The sequence below is a fragment of the Pontibacillus sp. HN14 genome, from assembly GCF_021129245.1.
Lineage (GTDB): Bacteria > Bacillota > Bacilli > Bacillales > BH030062 > Pontibacillus.
In genome coordinates, this window is the sequence record NZ_JAJOLR010000004.1 from 179,881 (window position 1) to 199,976 (window position 20,096).

Genomic DNA, 20,096 nt, shown 5'->3' on the forward strand with positions numbered 1-20,096 from the left:
CTCATCAAACGTAACGGCCCCGCCTAACTAAATTAAAATCCCTCAGCTTCGAGGGAAGAACATGTTTATAGATAACTCCAAAAAGGGAATGGACTGGTAATAATAAGGAGTGAACAAACATGTTGATATCATACGTACCGTTTGATGGAACAAGTAAATATATAGAAAACGTCGTATCCCTCTCCCTTGAAATGTGTGATGAAGAACAATCAAATGAGTGGGTTCGTGCGAAGATTTTAAATGATGCTAAAGAGGAAGACCATAAAGGATGGGTAGCTCTTTGCAACGGTGAAGTAGTTGGCTATGCATACGGCTACCGTTGTATGAATACAGAAGTTGAGAAAGCTACTATTGAAGTAATCGGAGAAAGTGCGGTGAAGAGTAGTGTGTATGATTGTTTTGAGCGAGTCGAAATGGGCGTGTCTCCGAAGTACAAACACGCTGGAATTGAATCGACGTTAGAAAAGCGTCTCCTGGATGAAACGTTGACCACTGCAAATGAGGAATTTGAAGGTTCTGCAAAACCTTTGTAGGCTGTTATATGAACAATTTGTAAATGTTACTTTGTCTATTGCCTCCTGGCAAGCTTCCCTATAAAATGAGGGGGATGTTTGTTGAAGGAGGCAATTTTATTGAAGACATACATAGAAATTTTGCTCGTCGCCTTTCGGTTAGGGCTCACTTCGTTTGGAGGTCCTGTTGCTCATTTAGCCTATTTTCAGGATGAGTATGTGAAAAGGCGAAAGTGGCTTGATGATAAAAGTTATGCGGACCTTATAGCTTTGTGTCAGTTCTTACCTGGCCCTGCGAGTAGTCAGGTTGGGATCTCCATCGGTATGGTCCGAGGAGGGATTGTAGGTGGAATCTGTGCTTGGGTCGGTTTCACATTACCTTCCATTATTGTTTTGATTCTATTCGCCCTTACGGTTCACTCATTAGGAATCGAAGATGCTGTTTGGGTAAAAGGATTGAAAGTTGTAGCGGTAGCTGTCGTGGCCCATGCAATTATGAATATGGGAAAGAAATTAACTCCAGATCGCCCGCGTATCACCATTGCAGTCGTAGCAGCGATTGCACTTCTCTTTTATCAAACTGCACTATTTCAGATCGGTGTCATCCTACTTGGAGCTATAATTGGAATGTATCTATACAGAAATGCAGAACTGCCTGAAGGTCAAGACGTGGGTCTTCACTTCAAAAAGAGAACAGGCGTAGTCTCACTGACCCTTTTTGCAACGTTACTTGCATTCATTCCTTTCGTTGCGAATATGAGCTCATCCATCTATGTGACGATTTTTGATATCTTCTATCGAGTCGGTTCTATTGTATTTGGCGGAGGGCACGTTGTATTGCCGATGCTAGAAGCAGAAGTGGCGCCACTCCTATCAAAAGACTTATTCTTAGCAGGATACGGAGCGACTCAAGCCGTCCCTGGCCCGATGTTTACGTTCTCAAGTTATATCGGAACCGTAATAAAAGGTATTCCTGGTGGTATTGTCGCATCGATTGCAATGTTTCTGCCATCATTCCTCCTCTTAATTGGAGTTCTACCATTTTGGAACACCCTACGAAAAATACACCGAGTACGCGCTGCTTTATTAGGTGTCAATGCTGCTGTAGTGGGGTTATTAATTGCAGCATTTTACGATCCAATCTGGACAAGCGCCATCCACGCACCTAAAGACCTTGCGGTAAGTATAGGATCCTTTACCCTCCTTTACTTCTGGAAACGCCCAGCATGGCTCGTCGTCATTGTGACTGTAACTGCTTACGTAGCCGTATCAGCTATTGTATAAATAAATACGAACCGTTAAAGATATGGGAAACCATATCTTTTTTTATGCTTGTTTCTGTTATTTTTCCGTTCGCTTTAGAAAGAGGGGGAGGCGGGCCTGGAAACCACTCGCTTTCCTGTGGGGAGCTGGTGAGCTCGGGGGCGTTAATCCAAATATAGTCAGGGCTTGCTCGGGGACTGCGAGACTCCCGCGGGATGAGGAGCCTAGGGGAGACCCCGGAAGACGGCTTGCCGTCTGAGGAGGCTTCCCAGCTCCCCGCAGGAAAGCGAGTTGTCCCCGAGCAAGCCCAAGCACTTATCAAATGTAACGCCCCCATTCACAATAAAATCTCTCAAATTCAATTGAAACAAAATAATTATCAGACTTGTCAGATAATTGGTGAGTATGGTACACTAAGTGTAACTAAATGAAAACGTTTACAAAAGTGGTGATCAGACTTGATCCAAGAGTCCAAATTGCGTAAACAAGCCATGGTATCGCTGACGGGAAAAGAACAACAGTTTTCGAAAGAAAATAACTTCTTGTTTAACTATGGAACACTTGCCCTTACATCACTCGCACTTTTTGTACAACATTTTTTCATGTAAATCTACACAGAACTTGTTACCCCTAAAATGATAGTATAAAAAAGATCCCCTGGCTCTAAGAGTCAGGGGATCTTTGTGATTGATTTTAATGTCCAGATGCTTTTGCATTTGGTTTATCATGAACGGCTAATTTATTAACAAGAGTAGAACTTGCCTCATTCAAGCCTATAATCTCAACGTTGGTACCTTGTTCTTGGAATTTCATCACGACTTTATCAATCGCTCCAACCGCTGAATCGTCCCAAACGTGAGTGGCACTGAAGTCAATCATGACAGTGTCTACCTCTTCTTTGTAATCAAAATAGTCTGCCATGTCAGAAATAGAAGCAAAGAACATTTGACCTGTAACACGGTACAGACGCTTACTGTGTTCTTTATCTAACGTTTTCTCTACATGAATATTCGAGATCTTCGCTACGAAGAAGATAGCGCTCAAGATAATACCGGCAAATACGCCAATGGATAAGTTATGCGTGTACACAACTGTTCCTACGGTTACAATCATAACGGCTGCGTCTGTGATAGGCATACGATGAAGCTTCGTTAAAGAAGACCAATCGAATGTGCCAATCGAAACCATAATCATAACACCTACAAGAGCGGCCATTGGAATTTGAACAAGAACGTCTTGTAAGACGAGAATGAGCGTTAATAAGAACAGACCTGCTACTAATGTGGAAAGTCTTCCGCGTCCACCAGATTTTACGTTAATGACAGATTGACCAATCATCGCACAGCCGGCCATACCGCCAAAAAATCCAGCAAAGACGTTTGAAATACCTTGACCACGAGCTTCTTTGTTCTTATCGCTCGTTGTATCCGTCATATCGTCTACAATTTGAGCTGTTAGTAACGATTCAAGTAGTCCCACAATGGATAAGGCTAATGCATATGGGAAGATAATTTGAAGCGTTTCAAAATTCAATGGAATATCAGGAATCAAGAACATTGGTAGTTCACTTGGTAACGTACCCATGTCTCCAACTGTTCGTACGCCAACGCTTGTTGTTAATGCAATGACTGTCATTACAATAATGGCAACGAGCGGTGCAGGAATCGCAGTTGTGAAGCGAGGAAGGATATAAATAATGGCAAGTGAACCAGCAACCATTAAGTACATCGCCAAGCCTTCTCCTTCAAAGTGCGGAAGTTGAGCCGTGAAGATCAGTATTCCAAGAGCGTTCACGAAGCCAATCATTACGGATCTTGGGATGAACTTCATAAATTTAGCGACTTTTAATACCCCAAATAGATATTGCAAGATCCCTGTTAAAACCGTGGCAGCTAATAGATACTCAAGTCCGTAATCTTTAACGAGTGTAACCATCAAGAGCGCCATGGCCCCTGTAGCTGCTGAAATCATTCCTGGACGACCACCTGTAAAGGCGATTATGACCGCGATACAGAATGACGCGTATAATCCAACCTTTGGATCGACTCCGGCAATAATGGAGAATGCGATCGCTTCAGGAATCAAAGCAAGAGCAACGACAATACCAGCCATAACGTCACCTTTAACGTTACCGAACCATTGTTGTTTAATTGTTTCTAGGTTCAAATCGACACCTCTTTCTATTCTTTTTGTGTTGTCTTTCGACCGCGCCGAAAGCAATTCCGATTACAACGAGAGTGATTATAACACGAAGGTCGGAAAACAAATAATCGCATGTAAGCGCATAAATTCGTCATATGCTCCAAATATCTCGTACATGCTCTTATATAGACCCCTAAACCATAAAAATGACATTTTTTTGTCTGAATATTTAAGTCCCCTTATAAGCCCTAAAGCATGGTATGATAGGGTATAGAGCCATTTATTAGGGGGGATTGTTTTATGTACCAACGAATTCTTCTAGCTACAGACGGATCCGAATCAGCTATGCGGGCTGCTCAAAAAGCCGCACATCTAGCTAAGATTGAAGCCTGTGCAACAATCACTATTGCTTATGTGGTAGACTTGGCTGCCTCCAAGCATGATGTGTTAACGGAAGGAAGAAACATGAGTCTCCTGGAACAAAAAAGGCACGAACGTGTTAAACCGATTGAAGGTTTATTTGATCGAAAAGAGGTTAGTTATGATTTTAAGCTGTTAAAAGGCGACCCCGGGACAGAACTAACCCGTTTCGCGAATGAGGAAGAGTATGACATTGTCGTTATGGGGAGCAGAGGCTTGAACGCTCTTCAAGAAGTGGTACTCGGGAGTGTATCTCATAAGGTCACACTCGGTGCATCTTGCCCGGTAATGATTGTAAAGTAATATATAAGGAAGAAACTTGATCTGTTGAGCCAGAAACCGCTAAAAAAAGAGCCGGGTTTCTGGCTCTTTTTTAGATGGCTCTGTTAGAGTTGGTTGTTGATTTTTTACGCGTTACATATAAGTCCCTAATAAGCAGCACCGGAAAGTGAGAATGTTTCCGTTAGCGTTCGTCTGAGCGGAAAGCGAGTCGTTCCCGAGACACCCTAAGCACTAGTAAATAAAGTCGGCCCTATCTACACTTCAATGTCGCTTTGGGTATTGAACAAGCCTATAAAATAATTGTTAAATTTCTATATACATTAATTCCTCATCCAAATAGTGATTATGGTTTATTTTAATGGCCTTTGGTTCGTGGCCGTATTTCGTGAAGCCATACTTCCGGTAAAGGTCGAGGGCTGGTTGGTTGGTCGCTACAACGCTTAGGTGAAGTTGTTCAATTTGAAGGGAGCGCGCATGATTCGTGCACGCTTCTAAAAGGGCGGTGCCTACACCGAGCCCTCTTGTTTGAGGGGAAACATACATAGCGAGGATATGTCCTTTGTGTTTGAATTTTGTATGGGTTTCTGGATGTAGGGTAACTACGCCGCGTAGGTGTCCTTCAATAAATGCACCGTATGTATGGGTACTTTGATTGCTTAACTGATCGGCCGTACGTTCAATCGGGTTTGTTCGTTGTTTCGCTTCATCATATGTCGTTATAAAGGCTTCCGGGTTTGTCAGTAGAGATTCCAGACGTAAGTTCCAATAATCTTCTGCATCTATTGATCCGAGTCGTTTAATCTCCATTCCAAGTCTCCTTTGCAGTAACAGTTCTTCTTATTATACTGTTTATATTCGTGTGGCGAAATAAAAATCTGAATATTTACTAAAAGAGCACCTGGAAAACCAGGTGCTTATTGAATCTTATGAAAGTCATTTATGGCAACATGATAAAGCAGACGTTGTGTGATATAAATCGCAGCGCCAATCCCTGCGAAGAGAAGAGTGGCTGTTATGGGGGTGCCTTTAAAAGGAGCTACCCAAAGTACGAATATAAATAGACCAAAGCAAAAGGCCTGGATTAGCATACTTTGCAAGGGCACAAACCTGGCCTTAAACACCTGTTGCTCATCGCTCCACTCAAGCTTAGGTTGCTTAGCATCTAAATAAACACCAAACAAATTAGAGAACCAACTTATTCCAAGCGCTAACAACACCCAAAGAATGATGTGCACCAAAGGAATGTGGATAACAAAGGCGAAAAGGAAGAACAGAATAATGAGCGAAATTCCTTGGATGAAAAAGGCGGCTAAGGCTTTACTGAATAGGATAGTACTTGGTTTGATGGGCATATATAAGTTCGTGAACCAACTTCGTCCTTCTCGTGAGATGGCAGTGGTAGAAGTCGGGTTTGTTCCGAGTATAAATAGTGTAAAGCCGACCATCCCAAGTATGATATATTTGCCATCAACAGAACCGATTTCACCCGTTAATTCTCCGATCCCGTTATCTAGGAATAACATGATGGCCAGAAAGATAGGGGCAAATAAGTTTTGAATCACACAATTAATAAAGAAGGAAGGCGTTCGAAAAACGATTTTGATTTCTTTCCACGTATAGCTCCAAAAAGGTTTCCGGGTTTTGTTGTTCCTCTGAAGGTCTACAGCTTTCTTTCCTTTTCCTCCGCCTGATACTCCTCTGACTCCATGGTAATAGAGTTTCTGCCCTGCAAATAAAAAGACGCCTGCACTTATGATTGTGAAAGCTACGAACCCAATAAAAGCGAGAAGGGATTGCCATGCTGGGAGTTGCCCATTAAGTCCTTCTGTAGCTAAGAAGGCATTCGGTATAAACTTCGTTGTATTCCAAATCGTATGTTCTTGATTCGTTAGCCATTGACCGACATCCTTGGATACATTCTCTGGGTCTTGATTCAGTCTAATCACTATATTTATACCAATAATAAATATTAGCGAAAAGATTCCAGCGATTACCTTTGTTCGATCTTTATTCTTTGAGATGTTTGCATAACGCATCACTACCATCATGAGAAGGCCAGCTACAACATAGGGGACAATTGGGAATAAAAGAAGTGTTCCGATTGCCGTAAAAAAATAACCGATGGAGGCCGATGCGTACATTCCGTACAAGAGAAAAACAGGGCCAAGTCCAAATAACGCGAAACCATACACGGTCACTAGGGGCCCGATGGATTTACCGAAAATAATCTGATACGGATGCATTGGGAGTGGGATGTAGGTTTCGATATCTTCTGAGAAAAAAAAAGATGTTAAAATCGAGGGGAGGCTAGTAAATAAAAGAACAATGCTTACCATGATTAAAGAAATGGCTAGAATCATTGGTGATAAGCCAGCTGGTGATAAAACCTGATACAACCCTCCGATTATACTATCGAGGAACCAAAACCACATCAGGAGTAAGGGGATAAATAAAGCACCCACCAAAAAGGTGCCTGCTTTTTGCCCATCACTTTTAGTGGACCACGAAAAGTGCATCTTCATCATGACTTTGCTGAGTAAGAGAGTCTTATTCATGTTCAGTCAACTCCAAGAAGATATGTTCAAGGGTGTCATCAGATTGGTATTTCTCCCGCATTTCATTCATCGTTCCATAAAACTGAAGCGTCCCGTCTTTAATAATCGCAACTTCATCACATAATTGTTCAACCACTTCGAGTACGTGGGTCGAGAAGAATACAGTTTTCCCTTTTGCGGCATGCTCGCGCATCATTTCTTTCACCGCATAAGATGATTTAGGGTCTAGACCTGTTAATGGTTCATCTAATATCCATACATCAGGGTCATGGAGCAAGACACCTGTAATGACTATTTTTTGGCGCATGCCGTGTGAATACGTCTGAATGCGGTCATTTAAAACATCATAAATGTCGAACGTCTTGGTGAGTTGCTCAATTTTTTCCTTGCGAATAGACTGAGGAACTTCGTACATATCTCCAATAAAGTGCAAGTACTCGATTCCTTTTAGACGCAAGAATTGATCCGGGTGATCCGGGACATAGCCAAATGAACGTTTTGCTTCAATCGGATTGTCAGATATATCGTGGCCATTGATGGTAATCGATCCTTCATCAATAGGAAGAATTCCTGTAATCATTTTAATGGTCGTGGATTTTCCGGCTCCGTTTGGACCCAGAAAACCAATAATCTTTCCGTCTGGAACGGAAAGATTGAGTTGGCTTACCGCCACTTTATTTTCATTGTATCGCTTTGTCACTTGATTCACTTCAATCATAAACTTCCACCTTTATAAGCTGTTCCTCATACGAACGAATGAGGATGAATTACGTTCTCTATCTATCATAGCAAATATGAAAGGAGAGCGCAGATAAACGAGTTCTTTTATTGATCAAGAGAGAGGTGGACCATGTCTAACATTTCTTCATTTACTTCCTGTTTCCCTGCTGTTATACGGTAAGCCCCTGCATTTGGACGTGAGGAGACTGCCACGTGAACATCACGCCCAACAAAGTGAATCGCAGCCCCTTCATCTAACGCAAATCCGGGTTCGATTTGATTTTGTTGAATAAACGTATGATAGCCTTCTTTCCATTTTGGATCCCCATCATAATGGGGACAAATGCTTCCGCGTATGAAATCTAGTCCACGCACTTTACTCATGTTGCCTGGAGTATCGTCTGAGATCCCTTCTTTGAACCAGCACATCGCCCCAGCGCTAAGCCCTGCAAGGATAATGTCTTTTTTCCATGCTTTCTCTAAGATCTTGTCGAGCTCCCATTCTTTCCAAAGCGCCAACATATTGCGCGTATTTCCGCCTCCTACATAAATAATGTCCTGGGATAGAAGAAACGATTCAAAGTCTTCTACAACTGGTTCCATCAACGATAAGTGCGTAGGTTCGCATGCTTCTTCATTGAAGAATGTGTAGAACTTCTTGATGTATTCCTTATCATCGCCGCTTGCAGTCGCTAAGAAACATATCTTAGGACGAAGTTGTTCAGATTGATTTAAGATATATCGGTCCAGCCTCGGGTTGTCCATCTCTGTGGAGAATCCGCCGCCACCCATTGCAATAATATTCATGATAAATTCCTCCTTCTTCTTGTGTTCGTCTTACCTGTTTAAAATGTTATAATATTAAGAAAAATATTATATGAAATGATAGGCTTAGTGCAAGCTAAATTATTTATTTCTCTTTGAAAGGAGTCCTTATATTGAGGATTGTATCCCTGTGTCCCAGTAATACAGAACTCTTGGCTTACCTTGGGTTAATAGACCAGCTGGTTGGGGTCGATCAGTATTCCGATTGGCCGGAAGAAGTAAAAGATTTACCACAGCTTGGCCCTGATCTTTCCATTGATATGGATCATGTAGAACGTCTGAAACCAGATCTTGTCCTCGCTTCTTTAAGTGTACCGGGTATGGAGCGAAATATCGAAGAATTAAAGAAGCGTAATGTGCCCTATATCGTTCTTAACCCAAATTCTCTTGAGGAAATTGCTGAAGATTTACTGAAAGTAGGCGGTTGTACCAATAAGGAAGAAGAGGCAAAGGAAGTGGTTCATCATTATCGATCCATCCTTTCTCAATTTCAACAACTGGGTGAAACCATTTCTGAGAAGCCAAGACTGTACTTTGAATGGTGGCCTAAGCCTGTTTTCTCTCCGGGTGGGCCGAACTGGTTAACGAAAATGAGTGAACTAGCTGGTGGCCAGAATGTGTTCTCAAATGCAGAAGAGGCAAGTGTCCAATGCACTTGGGAAGATGTGCGTGTGTTAAACCCAGATGTTGTGTGTATGGCGTGGGTTGGAGTAAAGGAAGAGAAGATGAAGCCTGAAGCAGTACGGAAAAGGCCAGGCTGGGAAGGGGTTAAGGCGATTCAGGAGGACCGAATTTTTGTGCTCGAAGAATCGTTATACTGTCGACCTTCTCCTCGGTTATTATTGGGGCTACAGAAATTAGCCTACCTACTTCATCCTGATATTTATCCAGAGCCAGATGAGAACGATCCGTTACTACAAAAAAATAGCGAACGGCTAGATCGTTACTAAAACAATAGGAGCGTGGGGAAATGAATCGGGAAGTAGTCATTGTGGAAGCTGTCAGAACTGCTGTAGGAAAAAGAGGGGGAGTCTTTCGGGACGTTCACCCTGTTCATATGGCAAGTGCGGTTTTGCGAAGGCTTGTTCAAAAGGCTCAAGTTGATAAGGGGCTAATTGAGGATATTGTGATGGGATGCGTCTCACCTGTAGGCGAACAAGGGTTCAACATTGGACGACTTGCAGGACTCGAAGCGGGTTTTCCGGTGGAAGTACCCGGAGTTCAATTAAACCGAATGTGTGGATCTGGACAACAAGCGATCCATTTTGCCGCTCAGGAAATTCTGGCAGGGGATATGGAAGTCACCATAGGAGCAGGTGTTGAGAATATGTCCAAAGTTCCTATATTAAGTGATGGAGACGAGAGAACGATCCCTGATTCGCTTCATGATAGATATGAATTTATCCATCAGGGCCTTTCAGCTGAACGGATTGCTGAGAAATATGGATTTACACGTGAACAACTAGACCAGTACGCTTATGAAAGTCATCGGCGAGCCATTAAAGCGATGGAGTCAGGAGCTTTCAAAGAAGAGATCCTTCCTTATAAAGGGAGTACGAAAGAAGGGGACCCTGTTCTTGTGGAGGAGGATGAGGGACCAAGAAGAGACACGTCTCTTGAGCGCTTGGCTAAGCTTCGTCCGGTTTTCAAGGAAGATGGGCTTGTCACTGCAGGAAATGCGAGTCAGATGAGCGATGGGGCCGCGGCTGTGCTCTTAATGGATCATCAAAAAGCGAAAGAATTGGGGGTTAAAAGCAGAGCTCGAATTGTAAAGCGAGTCGTGGTCGGTTCAGATCCAACATTGATGTTAGATGGAGTCATTCCGGCTACCAAAAAAGTTCTGAATAGAGCAGGTTTGACGATTGATGATATTGACGTGGTGGAGATTAATGAGGCATTTGCTCCTGTTGTGCTTGCCTGGCAACAAGAGTTAGGGGCAGATTTGCAAAAAGTAAATGTAAATGGAGGCGCGATTGCTCTTGGCCATCCCCTAGGGGCCACAGGAGCGAAGCTTATGACTACGCTCCTTCATGAATTAGAGCGTAGACAGGGCCGGTACGGTCTTCTCACGATATGTATCGGACACGGTATGTCGACGGCAGCGATTATTGAACGTTTATAGATGGACCCTTAAACACTAAGCTTTAGGAAAGATTAGTGTTGTCTTTTTTATAGGATAGAAATGTCACCCTTAATATGATGAATTTTACAATTTTGTGTCATATTATTCCTCTGAATATGTTATCATAGGGTCGAATAATGACTCATTTTGGAATTATACATAGGGGGAATGAACGTGTTACGAAGTATCAAGAGGCAAATGAATCGTAAGAAGAAAGTGGCGGTGAGTTCTGTTGTGGCCTTGGGGATGGCGACATCACTTGTTGCTCCAAATGTTGTGCAAGCAGCTGAGGATGAAGATATTGTAAAGCTACGGATTATGGAGACAACGGATATTCACTCCAATGTGATGAACTATGATTATTTCTCTGATAAAGAAGTAAACGATTTTGGCTTAGTGAAAACAGCTACTTTAATCCGAGAAGCGAAAGAAGAGGCGAAGAACTCTCTTTTATTTGATAACGGGGATTTAATTCAGGGTAGCCCTCTTGCTGATTATATGGCGAAGGATAAAGAATGGGAAGAAGGGGATCAGCACCCTGTTTATAAAGCACTGAATATCCTTGATTATGATGCGGGTAACTTCGGTAACCATGAGTTCAATTATGGTTTAGACTACTTAAGTGAAGTAACATCAGGAGCAGAATTCCCATATGTAAACGCAAATGTGTATAAAGACGATGGTGATGATGACCCATCGAACGATGAGAACTACTTTGATCCTTATATCATTCTTGATAAAGAAGTAACAGATGAAGATGGAGAAACGCACACGGTTAAAGTTGGGGTAATTGGTTTTGTTCCTCCTCAAATTATGCAGTGGGATAAGAGTAACCTTGAAGGGAAAGTCATCACGAAAGATATTGTGAAGTCTGCCGAAAAGTTTGTTCCTGAAATGAAGGAAAACGGGGCAGATATGGTTGTTGCGATTGCTCACTCTGGCATAGGAAGTGTGACAGAGGATGGAATGGAAGAAGACGCGACCTATGACCTTTCTAAAGTAGAAGGAATTGACGCAGTTCTGTTTGGACATGCTCACTCTGAATTCCCAGGGGAAGACTATGCAGATCTTGAAGGAGCGGACATCGAGAAGGGTACGTTAAATGGAACGCCTGCAGTGATGCCAGGATTCTGGGGCTCTCATTTAGGAAAGATTGATTTCACTCTTGAGAAGACAGACGGTAAATGGGAAATCAAAGATGCTCAATCCAGTCTTGATGCCATCTATGATTCTGAAAATGATCAGTCGTTAGCAGATCCGGATAAAGAAATAGTAAAAGCGGTCAAGGAAGACCATGAAGGAACAATTGAGTACGTAAATGCACCAGTTGGGCAAACGGAATCCGATCTTTACAGCTATTTCTCCCAGGTTCAAGATGATCCTACAGTACAAATCGTAACCGATGCGCAAAAGCGTTATGTTGAAACCTACATTCAGGGAACCGAATATGAAGGCCTTCCAGTCTTATCAGCCGGAGCACCTTTCAAAGCTGGACGCGACGGGGTTACAGACTTTACGGATATTGAAGCGGGCGACTTAGCTATTAAAGATACAACCTCTTTATATAAATATCCAAATACGGTAAATGTATTAAAGTTAAACGGTTCTGAAGTACGTGAATGGTTAGAGTGGAGTGCCGGCCAATTTAATCAGATTGATCCTGAAAGTGACGAGGAACAACTCCTTGTGAAACCAAATGACCGTTCTGATGAAGGTTTCCCAAGCTACAACTTTGATGTCATCGATGGAGTGAGTTATCAAATTGATGTGACTGTCCCTCAACGCTATAACAACGACGGAACAGAAGTCATCCATGACACACATCGTATTCAGAACTTGGAGTATAACGGGGAACCGATTGATGAAGATCAGCAATTCCTAATCGCTACAAACAACTATCGTGCGACAGCAACACCAATTGCGAACCCTGGAGGGGACAATATCGTTATTGAATCTCCAGATGAAAACCGCCAAGTGCTTGTGAATTATATCCGAGATAATGAAACCATTGACCCTAAAGCGGATGGAAACTGGTCCATTGCGCCGGTAGAGGGCGATCCGAGTCTAGTATTCTATTCTTCTCCAGATGCACAAGGATATGCAGAGGCGAATGAAGACATTGCTTATGTAAGTACAAGAGACGATGGCTATGCGAAATATTCATTTGACCTTACTGATGAGCAAGAAGAGAACAATGAAGATGAAACAGAAGAACCAGAAGTAGATGAAAAGGCCAATGATCTGATCTATACCGTGAAGTGGAACGATACCCTTGGCAAAATCGGAGCGAACTACGGAATCCACTGGAAAGAACTTGCTGAGTACAACAACATTAGCAATGTGCGCCAATTAATGGTCGGGCAAAGTCTTTATATCCCTGTACCAGAAGAAACGAATGATTACCGTGTGCATATTGTCAGTCAGGGAGAAACACTAGGCAAAATCGCATCACAATATGAAGAGTCTTGGAAAGAGTTAGCAACTTATAACAAACTCAAAAACCCTCATTTCTTAAAAATTGGTCAGCACATCAAAATCCCGAAAAACTAATCATTACTGAAAAGAACCTGCCAAGCGGCAGGTTCTTTTTCTATACTGCATCCGTGCAAAGCGCCTTGAGGATGGTTTGTTTAAATTGAGGCGTGTTCTTGCGTAAGTCTTCTACTGTATAAATCCCCGTATAGTATTGAACCACAAGCCCATCTACAAACGCTACAAGTATAGAAGCACCAAGGTTATGGTGAATCATAGGGAACTCATTATCCTCATCTAGCTTAGACAGTTTCGATTGAAGATGGTCGACCATTTCATTAAAGGCACCTGCAAATGTAGTTTGATAGACTTCGCCTTGTGTATACCGACTCATAACGGATTTGATCATATCGATATTGCGATCATTGTAATCCCAGGAATCGTACAAGAATTGCTCAATAAAGGCTTCAACATTTTCACATTCATTTTGTTCTAAAGCATTAATATAATCGTCTTCTAACTGTTTTAATAGATCATCCATATTGTCGTGAGATATACGGTGTTCCATCAAGATCCCTCCTCTTAGTTGTGAGGAAAGGATTCCCGGGATCTTAAGAATACAAACAACTTTTTTTATTCCTTCTCATATTCTTGAAAGTGGATTATAATGGGTTCAATTTAAAAGGTGATGAGGGATGTAGGGTGCAGGTGAATTCACATACGATTGAGAGGTCGAATAACGGGGCGCGGTATGCTTTAAAAAAGGGAGCGATTGCAGGCTTGCCGATTATGTTTGGGTACATGCCGATTGCAATTACATATGGGGTATTAGCAAGTGAAGCGGGTTTGAACTTGTTTGAGATTACGATGATGAGCGTGCTGGTGTTTGCAGGCGCAAGCCAGTTTGTGGCGACCAATATGATCCTGACAGGGGTTGGAGCAATTGAAATTATACTGGCGACCTTTGTCCTTAATTTCCGGCATTTTGTTATGAGCTTTTCGTTTATGAATCAGGTTCGCTCTCTGTCCTTGAAATGGAAGATTCCGATGTCGCTTGGGTTAACAGATGAAACGTTTGCCGTTGGATCCCTTCACAAAAAGGAAGCGAGAGAACCCCATGGAGCTTTGTTTTATGCGGCTATGATTCTAGTCTCCTACGCTTCTTGGATTGGGGGATCTTTCCTTGGTGGGGTGTTAGGAGAGGTAATCCCAGCTGCTCTTAGTCAAAGTATGGTGGTGGCGTTATATGCGATGTTCATAGCGTTACTTGTTCCTTCTGTTAGGAAAGAGTGGAGGATTGGAATTATTGCTGTTATCAGTATGGGAGTTAATTATGCGTTATCTTCATTAGGGGTCAGCGACGGTTGGGCCATCGTTACAGCTACACTTGTGGGCGGAGCAAGTGGAATTGGGTTATTAAAGGAGGAAGAAGCATGATATTCATCATTATGGGGATGGCACTCGTTACAATGATTCCTCGCTTTCTCCCTGCATTTGTGGTCGACCGTTGGACATTTCCTGCGTGGGTTTCTCGATGGCTGAACGCGATCCCTTATGCGGCGCTTGGAGCATTGATCTTTCCTGGTATTACGACTGTAATCGAGGGGGAGCCTCACGTAGGACTGATTGCTGGAGGAGTGGGTGTTGTATTAGCATTTTTCCGGGTCCATACGATTGTTACAGTTGTAGTGGCGATTGGAACGGTATATGTCCTGACGATTGGATAAAAGGCGTTTGTCACGCTGTATGGCTATAAGCATATAGTATAGGGAGCTTATTACGGAAGGAGCCATGACAGCATGGATTATAGACAGAACGGTTTAAATTGGCTTGTAGGTCAATTGCTACCTGGGCAGGGTGGATATGGTGGAGGTTTTGGGGGCGGGTTTCCTCAACAACAACCATTTGGTCCTACCCCTGGTCAAGGAGGAGGGCAACCCCCATTTGGCCCACCACCTGGTCAGGGAGGAGGGCAACCCCCGTTTGGTCCACCACCTGGCCAAGGAGGAGGCGGTCAGCCCCCAATTGGTCCACCACCGGCGCAAGGTCAGTTTGACGGGTACGGCGGCCAACCGAGTGTGTTTGCGGTAGACCCTGGTGCTTTTTATAGATGTTTATATCGCTATACGCGCGTTCGTTTAAATAACGGGAGAAGGTTCTGGTATTATCCAACCTTTATCGGAAGAACATCTGTGGGCGGATATCGTTGGAGACAGTCCCAGCAACGTTGGGTGTATTACGTAATTGATACAGATCGTATTTCTTCGTTTTCTTGTTCATAAATTAAAAAAACGTCATCTTCTGATGGCGTTTTTCTATACATAAGGAGGAATACCGAATACAATAAAAGTAAGGATACGTAAATGTTGACCAGGGGGAGGAGATGCAGTTGTATACAATTCGAAGAGCGACCCAGGAAGACGCTAAAGCGATTGCTTATGTACATGTAGAAAGTTGGAGAACAACCTATCAACCGCTGCTGGAGGAAGAAGACATCCAGAGCTTAACATTAGAGAACCGCATTACGTTATGGGAAACGATTTTAAAAGCTCCGATTAATAATCAAACGATCTTTGTGGCTACAGATGAATCGGAGAAGGTGGTTGGGTTTATATCAGGAGGAAAAGAGCGGACCAAGGTGTACGGCTATGATGGTGAAATCTATGCCATTTACCTGTTAGATGAGGTGCGAAAGAAGGGCCTTGGCACGGAATTATTGAAAGCGTTTACGAACGATATGGCGCAAAAAGGATATGGTTCTATTCTTGTATGGGTATTAACTCGTAACCCCAACAAACGATTCTATGAACGGTACGGTGCAGTTGCAGTGGAAGCCGAAAATATAACAATAGGAAAAGGGACGTATGAGGAGACGGCTTATGGATGGAAGCATTTAGACCACCTTTTAGAAACGCTGCCGGCTTCTTAAGGGAGCATTCTTATAAGTTATAAAATTACACCAGATATACAAAAAGAGCTTGGAATCCCAAGCTCTTTTTGTATATCTGGTGTGTGAGTCATGCTAGCTATTCTGAGTGTGATCTTCGTCATGATACGGTTCGATATGAATATGAGTGTGATAGATACCGTGTTCATCAGCTAATGAATCCTCAAGGCGGTCTGTGATGTCATGACCTTGCTGCACGCTAAGTTCTGGATCCACTAGGATGGTTGCGTCAACGAGTACCTGGTTGCCGTGTAAGCGGGCTTTTACATCTTCCACGACTTTCACATCACTATCCTGATTGAGTGTTTCTTTAACTTGATCGAGAAGCTCCTCATTAACGCCATCTGTTAACGTATGGGAAGCGTCGCGGAAAATATCATAAGCTGTTTTACAAATAATAAGTCCAACTATAAAACCAGCGACGGGATCAAGCCAAAAAGCACCAAATTGAGCACCTATAATTCCGATGAAAGCGCCAATACTGACGAGGGCATCTGAGCGATTATCCTGAGCTGCTGCATATAAGGAGTGACTGTTGATCCGTTTGGATAAGCGTAAGTTATAGAGATACACTCCATACATAACTACGGCTGCACCAGCTGCTGTCCATGCAGTTAGCAGACTTGGTTGTGCCTCTTGCCCAGCGAAGATTTGCTGAATGGTTTCGTAGATAACCTGTAGTCCTACAGTCATCATAATGAAAGCAGCAATTAATGAGCCGATGGTTTCAGCCCTGAAGTGTCCATAGTGGTGGTCTTTATCAGGTGGCTTACGTGAAATGCGTAACCCGATCAGTACGGCTAGGGATGCAATAACGTCCGTTACGTTGTTTAAGCCATCTGCGCGTAACGCCTCTGATTGACCAATAGAAGCAATAATTAATTTTGTGGCAGACAATATGAGATAAGCACAGATGCTAATCCATGCACCTTGCTCACCTTTTTTTAGGTTCTCATATTCATTCATGTCGTGATCCTCCGTTCCCTCTCTATAAGCCTTATATAGCTTACCAAAAGGGATTCATATGAGTCTAGAGAAAAAAACGTTGCTATCTTCACTTCTATTGTCACTATAAAATAATGTTTCCTTAACCCAATTTTATATCCTGAAGCAAAAATGGGTAAAAAGACCTGTTTATTGTCATATTTGTAATCTAAATGTTGAATTGGGGATTAATCTATTCTTAAAAGGGTATTCATTTATTAAGAAATTATTTTAATCTAATTATTTGCACAAACAGAACGGTAGACGACAGATTAGCTTTAGGAATTTCTATGACAAAAGGGGTGAAGCCATTGATTAAAGAAACTGTGATCATTGAAGGCTCTGTGCGTGGAATGAAGTTTTCTAAGCCTATTTTGTTACAGTTCAATCCTTCAGAAGAGAACATAGAAGAGGCCATTATTAAGTTTTTTAATAGCCATGCTCAGTCTTTTGAAGAATTAGCCGTTCAGCGCGGCTGGAGAGATTCATATTGGACGTTCCCTCAATATTATGAACTCGTAATTTAATACATCATGAAGGAAGACAATCCATATAGGGTTGTCTTTCGTTTTGTTTAATAAGAGGCCGTGATTCCCTTGAAATGGCTGATAAAAAAGACCATTTTAAAAAAAATATCTCGAATTTGAAACTCTTTGTTTTGAGCTAAGTGCAGGTTGGGTATATACTATAAGCATCCCCATTCTTTCATTTTGTGGAAAAGATGGGTCGACTATACTGATTGGATTAAAGGAGAGATTAGATTGACAAACATTGCAGTGGTTTATTACAGTTCTACCGGTACAAATTACAAATTAGCAAAATGGGCAGAAGAAGCAGCTAAAGAGGCGGGCGCTGAGGTAAAACTTGTACGCGTAGCAGAAACAGCACCTGAAGAAGCAATCGCTCAGAATCCAGCTTGGAAGAAGCATTTAGAAGAGACAAAAGATGTTCCCGTTGCTTCAAATGATGACCTAGAATGGGCCGATGGTTTTATCTTTAGTGTACCCACTCGATTTGGGAATGTGCCTGCTCAAGTGAAGTCTTTCTTAGACGCAACAGGTGGACTTTGGTTTAACGGGAAACTTGTAAATAAAGTCGTCAGTGCAATGTCATCTGCTCAAAATCCTCATGGTGGTCAAGAACAAACAATCACGAACCTTTATACAACGATGTTCCACTGGGGAGCCATTGTAGCTGCACCAGGATACTCTGATCAAGCAGTCTTTGCTGGCGGAGGAAATCCATATGGTACATCTGTAACCGTAGGCCAAGACGGTAACATGCAAGAAGATGTAGAAGCGGCAGTAAGACATCAGGCGAAACGTACGGTTGATATTGCGAGCCGTATTCATAGTAAATAAATGATAAAAAGGCTATCCATTTGGATAGCCTTTTTATTTAGGCTCTATAGCTTGAAAGTGTGTCCGTTGGTTTTGGAATGAGCAGCGTAAGGTGAATCGGGAAATCACTCGCTTTCCGCGGCGAGCTGGGGAGCCTCCTCACTCGCTAACGCTCCCTCCGGGGTCTCCTCTAGATAGAAATGTGCAAGCGTGGTGCCTAGGACCGTACGGACAAGACAGCTTTTTGGAAAAGGCGATAAGCCTTTGGAAAAAAGATGACTTGTCTCGCTAGGTCCTCCACGCTGGAACTAGACTGGCTTCTATTGCCGCAGGAGTCTCGCAATTTCCCGATTCACCTTGCGATATATGGATAAAGGAAACATCCCTTATGGGGGAGTGGTTCAGCTTTTCCACCTCGCCCGCGGAAACGGAACCGTTCCCAAGACACCCCAAGCACTCATAAAACGACGGCCCTTTCCAACTAAAATAGCAGAGAAATTACATATAATCTTTTACTGTACCAAAGTAGATATTTCCGCTGTATTGGGGGAGGTTGCTTCTGAATTGTATCCATATTGGGGATTCTTTCAAAAAAGGGTATGTTTCTAGTAGCCAGCGTTCTCCGTAAAAGATTCCTTTGAGGGCTGTGCTCATTTCTCTCATGAAAATTTGATAGCGGATCTGTTGTGCTGTTTCAGGAATGTCTTCTGTTCCCACTAGGACACTCCCTTGAAATTGCACCTGATTGTTCTTAGGTTGCGTCCACCATCCGAATACTTCATCCCGCATCTCATTTGTCTGGTCCGTCGCAAATTCCTTTGAAACGGTTAAGAACAAATCACCTGTCTGATCTGAATGGGTAAGGGTGTAGGTTCTTTCAGAGAAAGGAGTGAAATGTTCTATATCAGGCCTATATTGGGTATAGAGTTTAAATGGAGAGAAGCTCATCCATGATCCTCCTGTTCATTAAAGGATTAATCTTTATTCTTATATTTTATGCGCGTAAGGAAAATAAGGAACGATTGAGCAAATTCCCTACAGCCTCTTAGGTTTGATAGAGAAAAACGTGGGGAACATAGAATCAATAGCAATTTTATCAGAAAATTGTTTCAATTTATAAAGATCTATCATATACTACTTAAAAGGGGGAGAGTTCCATGAGAAAGGAAAAAATGTCGTACGCCCTAACTTGGTTCCCTATGAAAGATCGAGATGTGATTCACGCCAAACGTGACGTCCCTTACGAGATTAAATTAGCGAGCACTTTAGCATTAGATGAGCTTTGCTACAAGTGGAACAAATCAAACCTGGAAGCCCAGATTAATGAGGCAATTGACCTTGGTGATCAAGAACGCCTGCTTCAATTAAGTGAAGTTTATAAACCTTACACATACGAATGATGAATTGTACATGATGAACGGATGAAGAAGCCGCTACCCGAGTTCTGACTCGGAGCGGCTTTTTTGTTGTTTAAATAGATTTAAAAAATAGGTTTAGGTAAATCGAACTACC

At 42.5% G+C, this 20,096-nt stretch carries 21 protein-coding genes; 13 read left to right on the top strand and 8 right to left on the bottom strand.

Annotated features, from left to right (window positions below; translation table 11 throughout):
- Positions 1-119: 119 nt before the first annotated feature.
- Positions 120-533, top strand: a complete 414-nt coding sequence (locus tag LQ226_RS14285; RefSeq protein WP_231418631.1) for a GNAT family N-acetyltransferase — start codon at positions 120-122, stop codon at positions 531-533.
- Positions 534-632: 99 nt separating this feature from the next.
- Positions 633-1,796 carry a chromate transporter gene (locus LQ226_RS14290; protein ID WP_231418632.1) on the top strand — a complete coding sequence of 388 codons (1,164 nt, stop codon included), beginning with the start codon at positions 633-635 and terminating at the stop codon, positions 1,794-1,796.
- Positions 1,797-2,468: 672 nt separating this feature from the next.
- Here the strand turns inward: LQ226_RS14290 and LQ226_RS14295 are convergent.
- Positions 2,469-3,941 (bottom strand): SulP family inorganic anion transporter, encoded by a 1,473-nt coding sequence (locus tag LQ226_RS14295; RefSeq protein WP_231418633.1) that lies wholly within the window; start codon positions 3,939-3,941, stop codon positions 2,469-2,471.
- Positions 3,942-4,217: 276 nt separating this feature from the next.
- Between LQ226_RS14295 and LQ226_RS14300 the strand changes: the two genes are divergently transcribed.
- Complete coding sequence (locus LQ226_RS14300) at positions 4,218-4,640, top strand: universal stress protein (RefSeq protein WP_231418634.1); 423 nt, start codon at positions 4,218-4,220, stop codon at positions 4,638-4,640.
- A gap of 282 nt (positions 4,641-4,922) precedes the next feature.
- Here the strand turns inward: LQ226_RS14300 and LQ226_RS14305 are convergent, their stop codons facing one another.
- From LQ226_RS14305 to LQ226_RS14320, 4 genes are all read right to left on the bottom strand, one after another.
- Complete coding sequence (locus LQ226_RS14305) at positions 4,923-5,426, bottom strand: GNAT family N-acetyltransferase (protein ID WP_231418635.1); 504 nt, start codon at positions 5,424-5,426, stop codon at positions 4,923-4,925.
- Between the two features lie 107 nt (positions 5,427-5,533).
- Positions 5,534-7,174 carry a putative ABC transporter permease subunit gene (locus LQ226_RS14310; protein WP_231418636.1) on the bottom strand — a complete coding sequence of 547 codons (1,641 nt, stop codon included), beginning with the start codon at positions 7,172-7,174 and terminating at the stop codon, positions 5,534-5,536.
- Positions 7,167-7,892 (bottom strand): ABC transporter ATP-binding protein, encoded by a 726-nt coding sequence (locus tag LQ226_RS14315; RefSeq protein WP_231418637.1) that lies wholly within the window; start codon positions 7,890-7,892, stop codon positions 7,167-7,169. Before LQ226_RS14315 ends, LQ226_RS14310 begins: the two co-directional genes overlap by 8 nt.
- A 107-nt stretch (positions 7,893-7,999) precedes the next feature.
- On the bottom strand, positions 8,000-8,701 hold the full coding sequence (locus tag LQ226_RS14320) for a Type 1 glutamine amidotransferase-like domain-containing protein (protein WP_255688662.1): 702 nt from the start codon (positions 8,699-8,701) through the stop codon (positions 8,000-8,002).
- Positions 8,702-8,832: 131 nt separating this feature from the next.
- Between LQ226_RS14320 and LQ226_RS14325 the strand changes: the two genes are divergently transcribed.
- The 3 genes from LQ226_RS14325 to LQ226_RS14335 all read left to right on the top strand — a co-directional run bounded on the left by LQ226_RS14325 (position 8,833) and on the right by LQ226_RS14335 (position 13,391).
- Entirely contained in the window at positions 8,833-9,669 is an 837-nt protein-coding gene (locus LQ226_RS14325) for a cobalamin-binding protein (RefSeq protein WP_231418638.1), read from the top strand.
- Positions 9,670-9,689: 20 nt separating this feature from the next.
- Positions 9,690-10,841 (top strand): thiolase family protein, encoded by a 1,152-nt coding sequence (locus LQ226_RS14330; RefSeq protein WP_231418639.1) that lies wholly within the window; start codon positions 9,690-9,692, stop codon positions 10,839-10,841.
- A 198-nt stretch (positions 10,842-11,039) separates the two neighbouring features.
- Complete coding sequence (locus tag LQ226_RS14335) at positions 11,040-13,391, top strand: bifunctional 2',3'-cyclic-nucleotide 2'-phosphodiesterase/3'-nucleotidase (protein ID WP_370635511.1); 2,352 nt, start codon at positions 11,040-11,042, stop codon at positions 13,389-13,391.
- 40 nt (positions 13,392-13,431) lie between these two features.
- On the opposite strand, the gene LQ226_RS14340 is transcribed toward LQ226_RS14335, so the two are convergent.
- On the bottom strand, positions 13,432-13,881 hold the full coding sequence (locus LQ226_RS14340; protein ID WP_231418641.1) for a hypothetical protein: 450 nt from the start codon (positions 13,879-13,881) through the stop codon (positions 13,432-13,434).
- Positions 13,882-14,021: 140 nt separating this feature from the next.
- Between LQ226_RS14340 and LQ226_RS14345 the strand changes: the two genes are divergently transcribed.
- The 4 genes from LQ226_RS14345 to LQ226_RS14360 all read left to right on the top strand — a co-directional run bounded on the left by LQ226_RS14345 (position 14,022) and on the right by LQ226_RS14360 (position 16,242).
- Positions 14,022-14,750, top strand: a complete 729-nt coding sequence (locus tag LQ226_RS14345) for an AzlC family ABC transporter permease (protein ID WP_231418642.1) — start codon at positions 14,022-14,024, stop codon at positions 14,748-14,750.
- Positions 14,747-15,040, top strand: a complete 294-nt coding sequence (locus tag LQ226_RS14350) for an AzlD domain-containing protein (RefSeq protein WP_231418643.1) — start codon at positions 14,747-14,749, stop codon at positions 15,038-15,040. Before LQ226_RS14345 ends, LQ226_RS14350 begins: the two co-directional genes overlap by 4 nt.
- Before the next feature lie 72 nt (positions 15,041-15,112).
- Positions 15,113-15,595, top strand: a complete 483-nt coding sequence (locus LQ226_RS14355) for a hypothetical protein (protein WP_231418644.1) — start codon at positions 15,113-15,115, stop codon at positions 15,593-15,595.
- A gap of 101 nt (positions 15,596-15,696) precedes the next feature.
- Complete coding sequence (locus LQ226_RS14360) at positions 15,697-16,242, top strand: GNAT family N-acetyltransferase (protein WP_231418645.1); 546 nt, start codon at positions 15,697-15,699, stop codon at positions 16,240-16,242.
- Between the two features lie 93 nt (positions 16,243-16,335).
- Here LQ226_RS14360 and LQ226_RS14365 read toward each other — a convergent pair whose 3' ends face one another.
- Entirely contained in the window at positions 16,336-17,226 is an 891-nt protein-coding gene (locus tag LQ226_RS14365; protein WP_231418646.1) for a cation diffusion facilitator family transporter, read from the bottom strand.
- Between the two features lie 329 nt (positions 17,227-17,555).
- On the opposite strand from LQ226_RS14365, the gene LQ226_RS14370 reads away from it, so the two are divergent.
- Together LQ226_RS14370 and wrbA are read left to right on the top strand one after the other, a co-directional pair.
- A complete protein-coding gene (locus LQ226_RS14370) occupies positions 17,556-17,771 on the top strand; it encodes a hypothetical protein (protein WP_231418647.1) in 216 nt (71 codons plus the stop codon).
- A 234-nt stretch (positions 17,772-18,005) separates the two neighbouring features.
- Positions 18,006-18,605, top strand: a complete 600-nt coding sequence (wrbA, locus tag LQ226_RS14375; RefSeq protein ID WP_231418648.1) for an NAD(P)H:quinone oxidoreductase — start codon at positions 18,006-18,008, stop codon at positions 18,603-18,605.
- A gap of 477 nt (positions 18,606-19,082) precedes the next feature.
- On the opposite strand, the gene LQ226_RS14380 is transcribed toward wrbA, so the two are convergent.
- The gene (locus LQ226_RS14380) at positions 19,083-19,532 is read right to left on the bottom strand and encodes a staygreen family protein (protein ID WP_231418649.1); all 450 of its coding nucleotides are present in this window, start codon (positions 19,530-19,532) and stop codon (positions 19,083-19,085) included.
- A 209-nt stretch (positions 19,533-19,741) separates the two neighbouring features.
- On the opposite strand from LQ226_RS14380, the gene LQ226_RS14385 reads away from it, so the two are divergent.
- Positions 19,742-19,984 carry a hypothetical protein gene (locus LQ226_RS14385; protein WP_231418650.1) on the top strand — a complete coding sequence of 81 codons (243 nt, stop codon included), beginning with the start codon at positions 19,742-19,744 and terminating at the stop codon, positions 19,982-19,984.
- Positions 19,985-20,096: the final 112 nt, after the last annotated feature.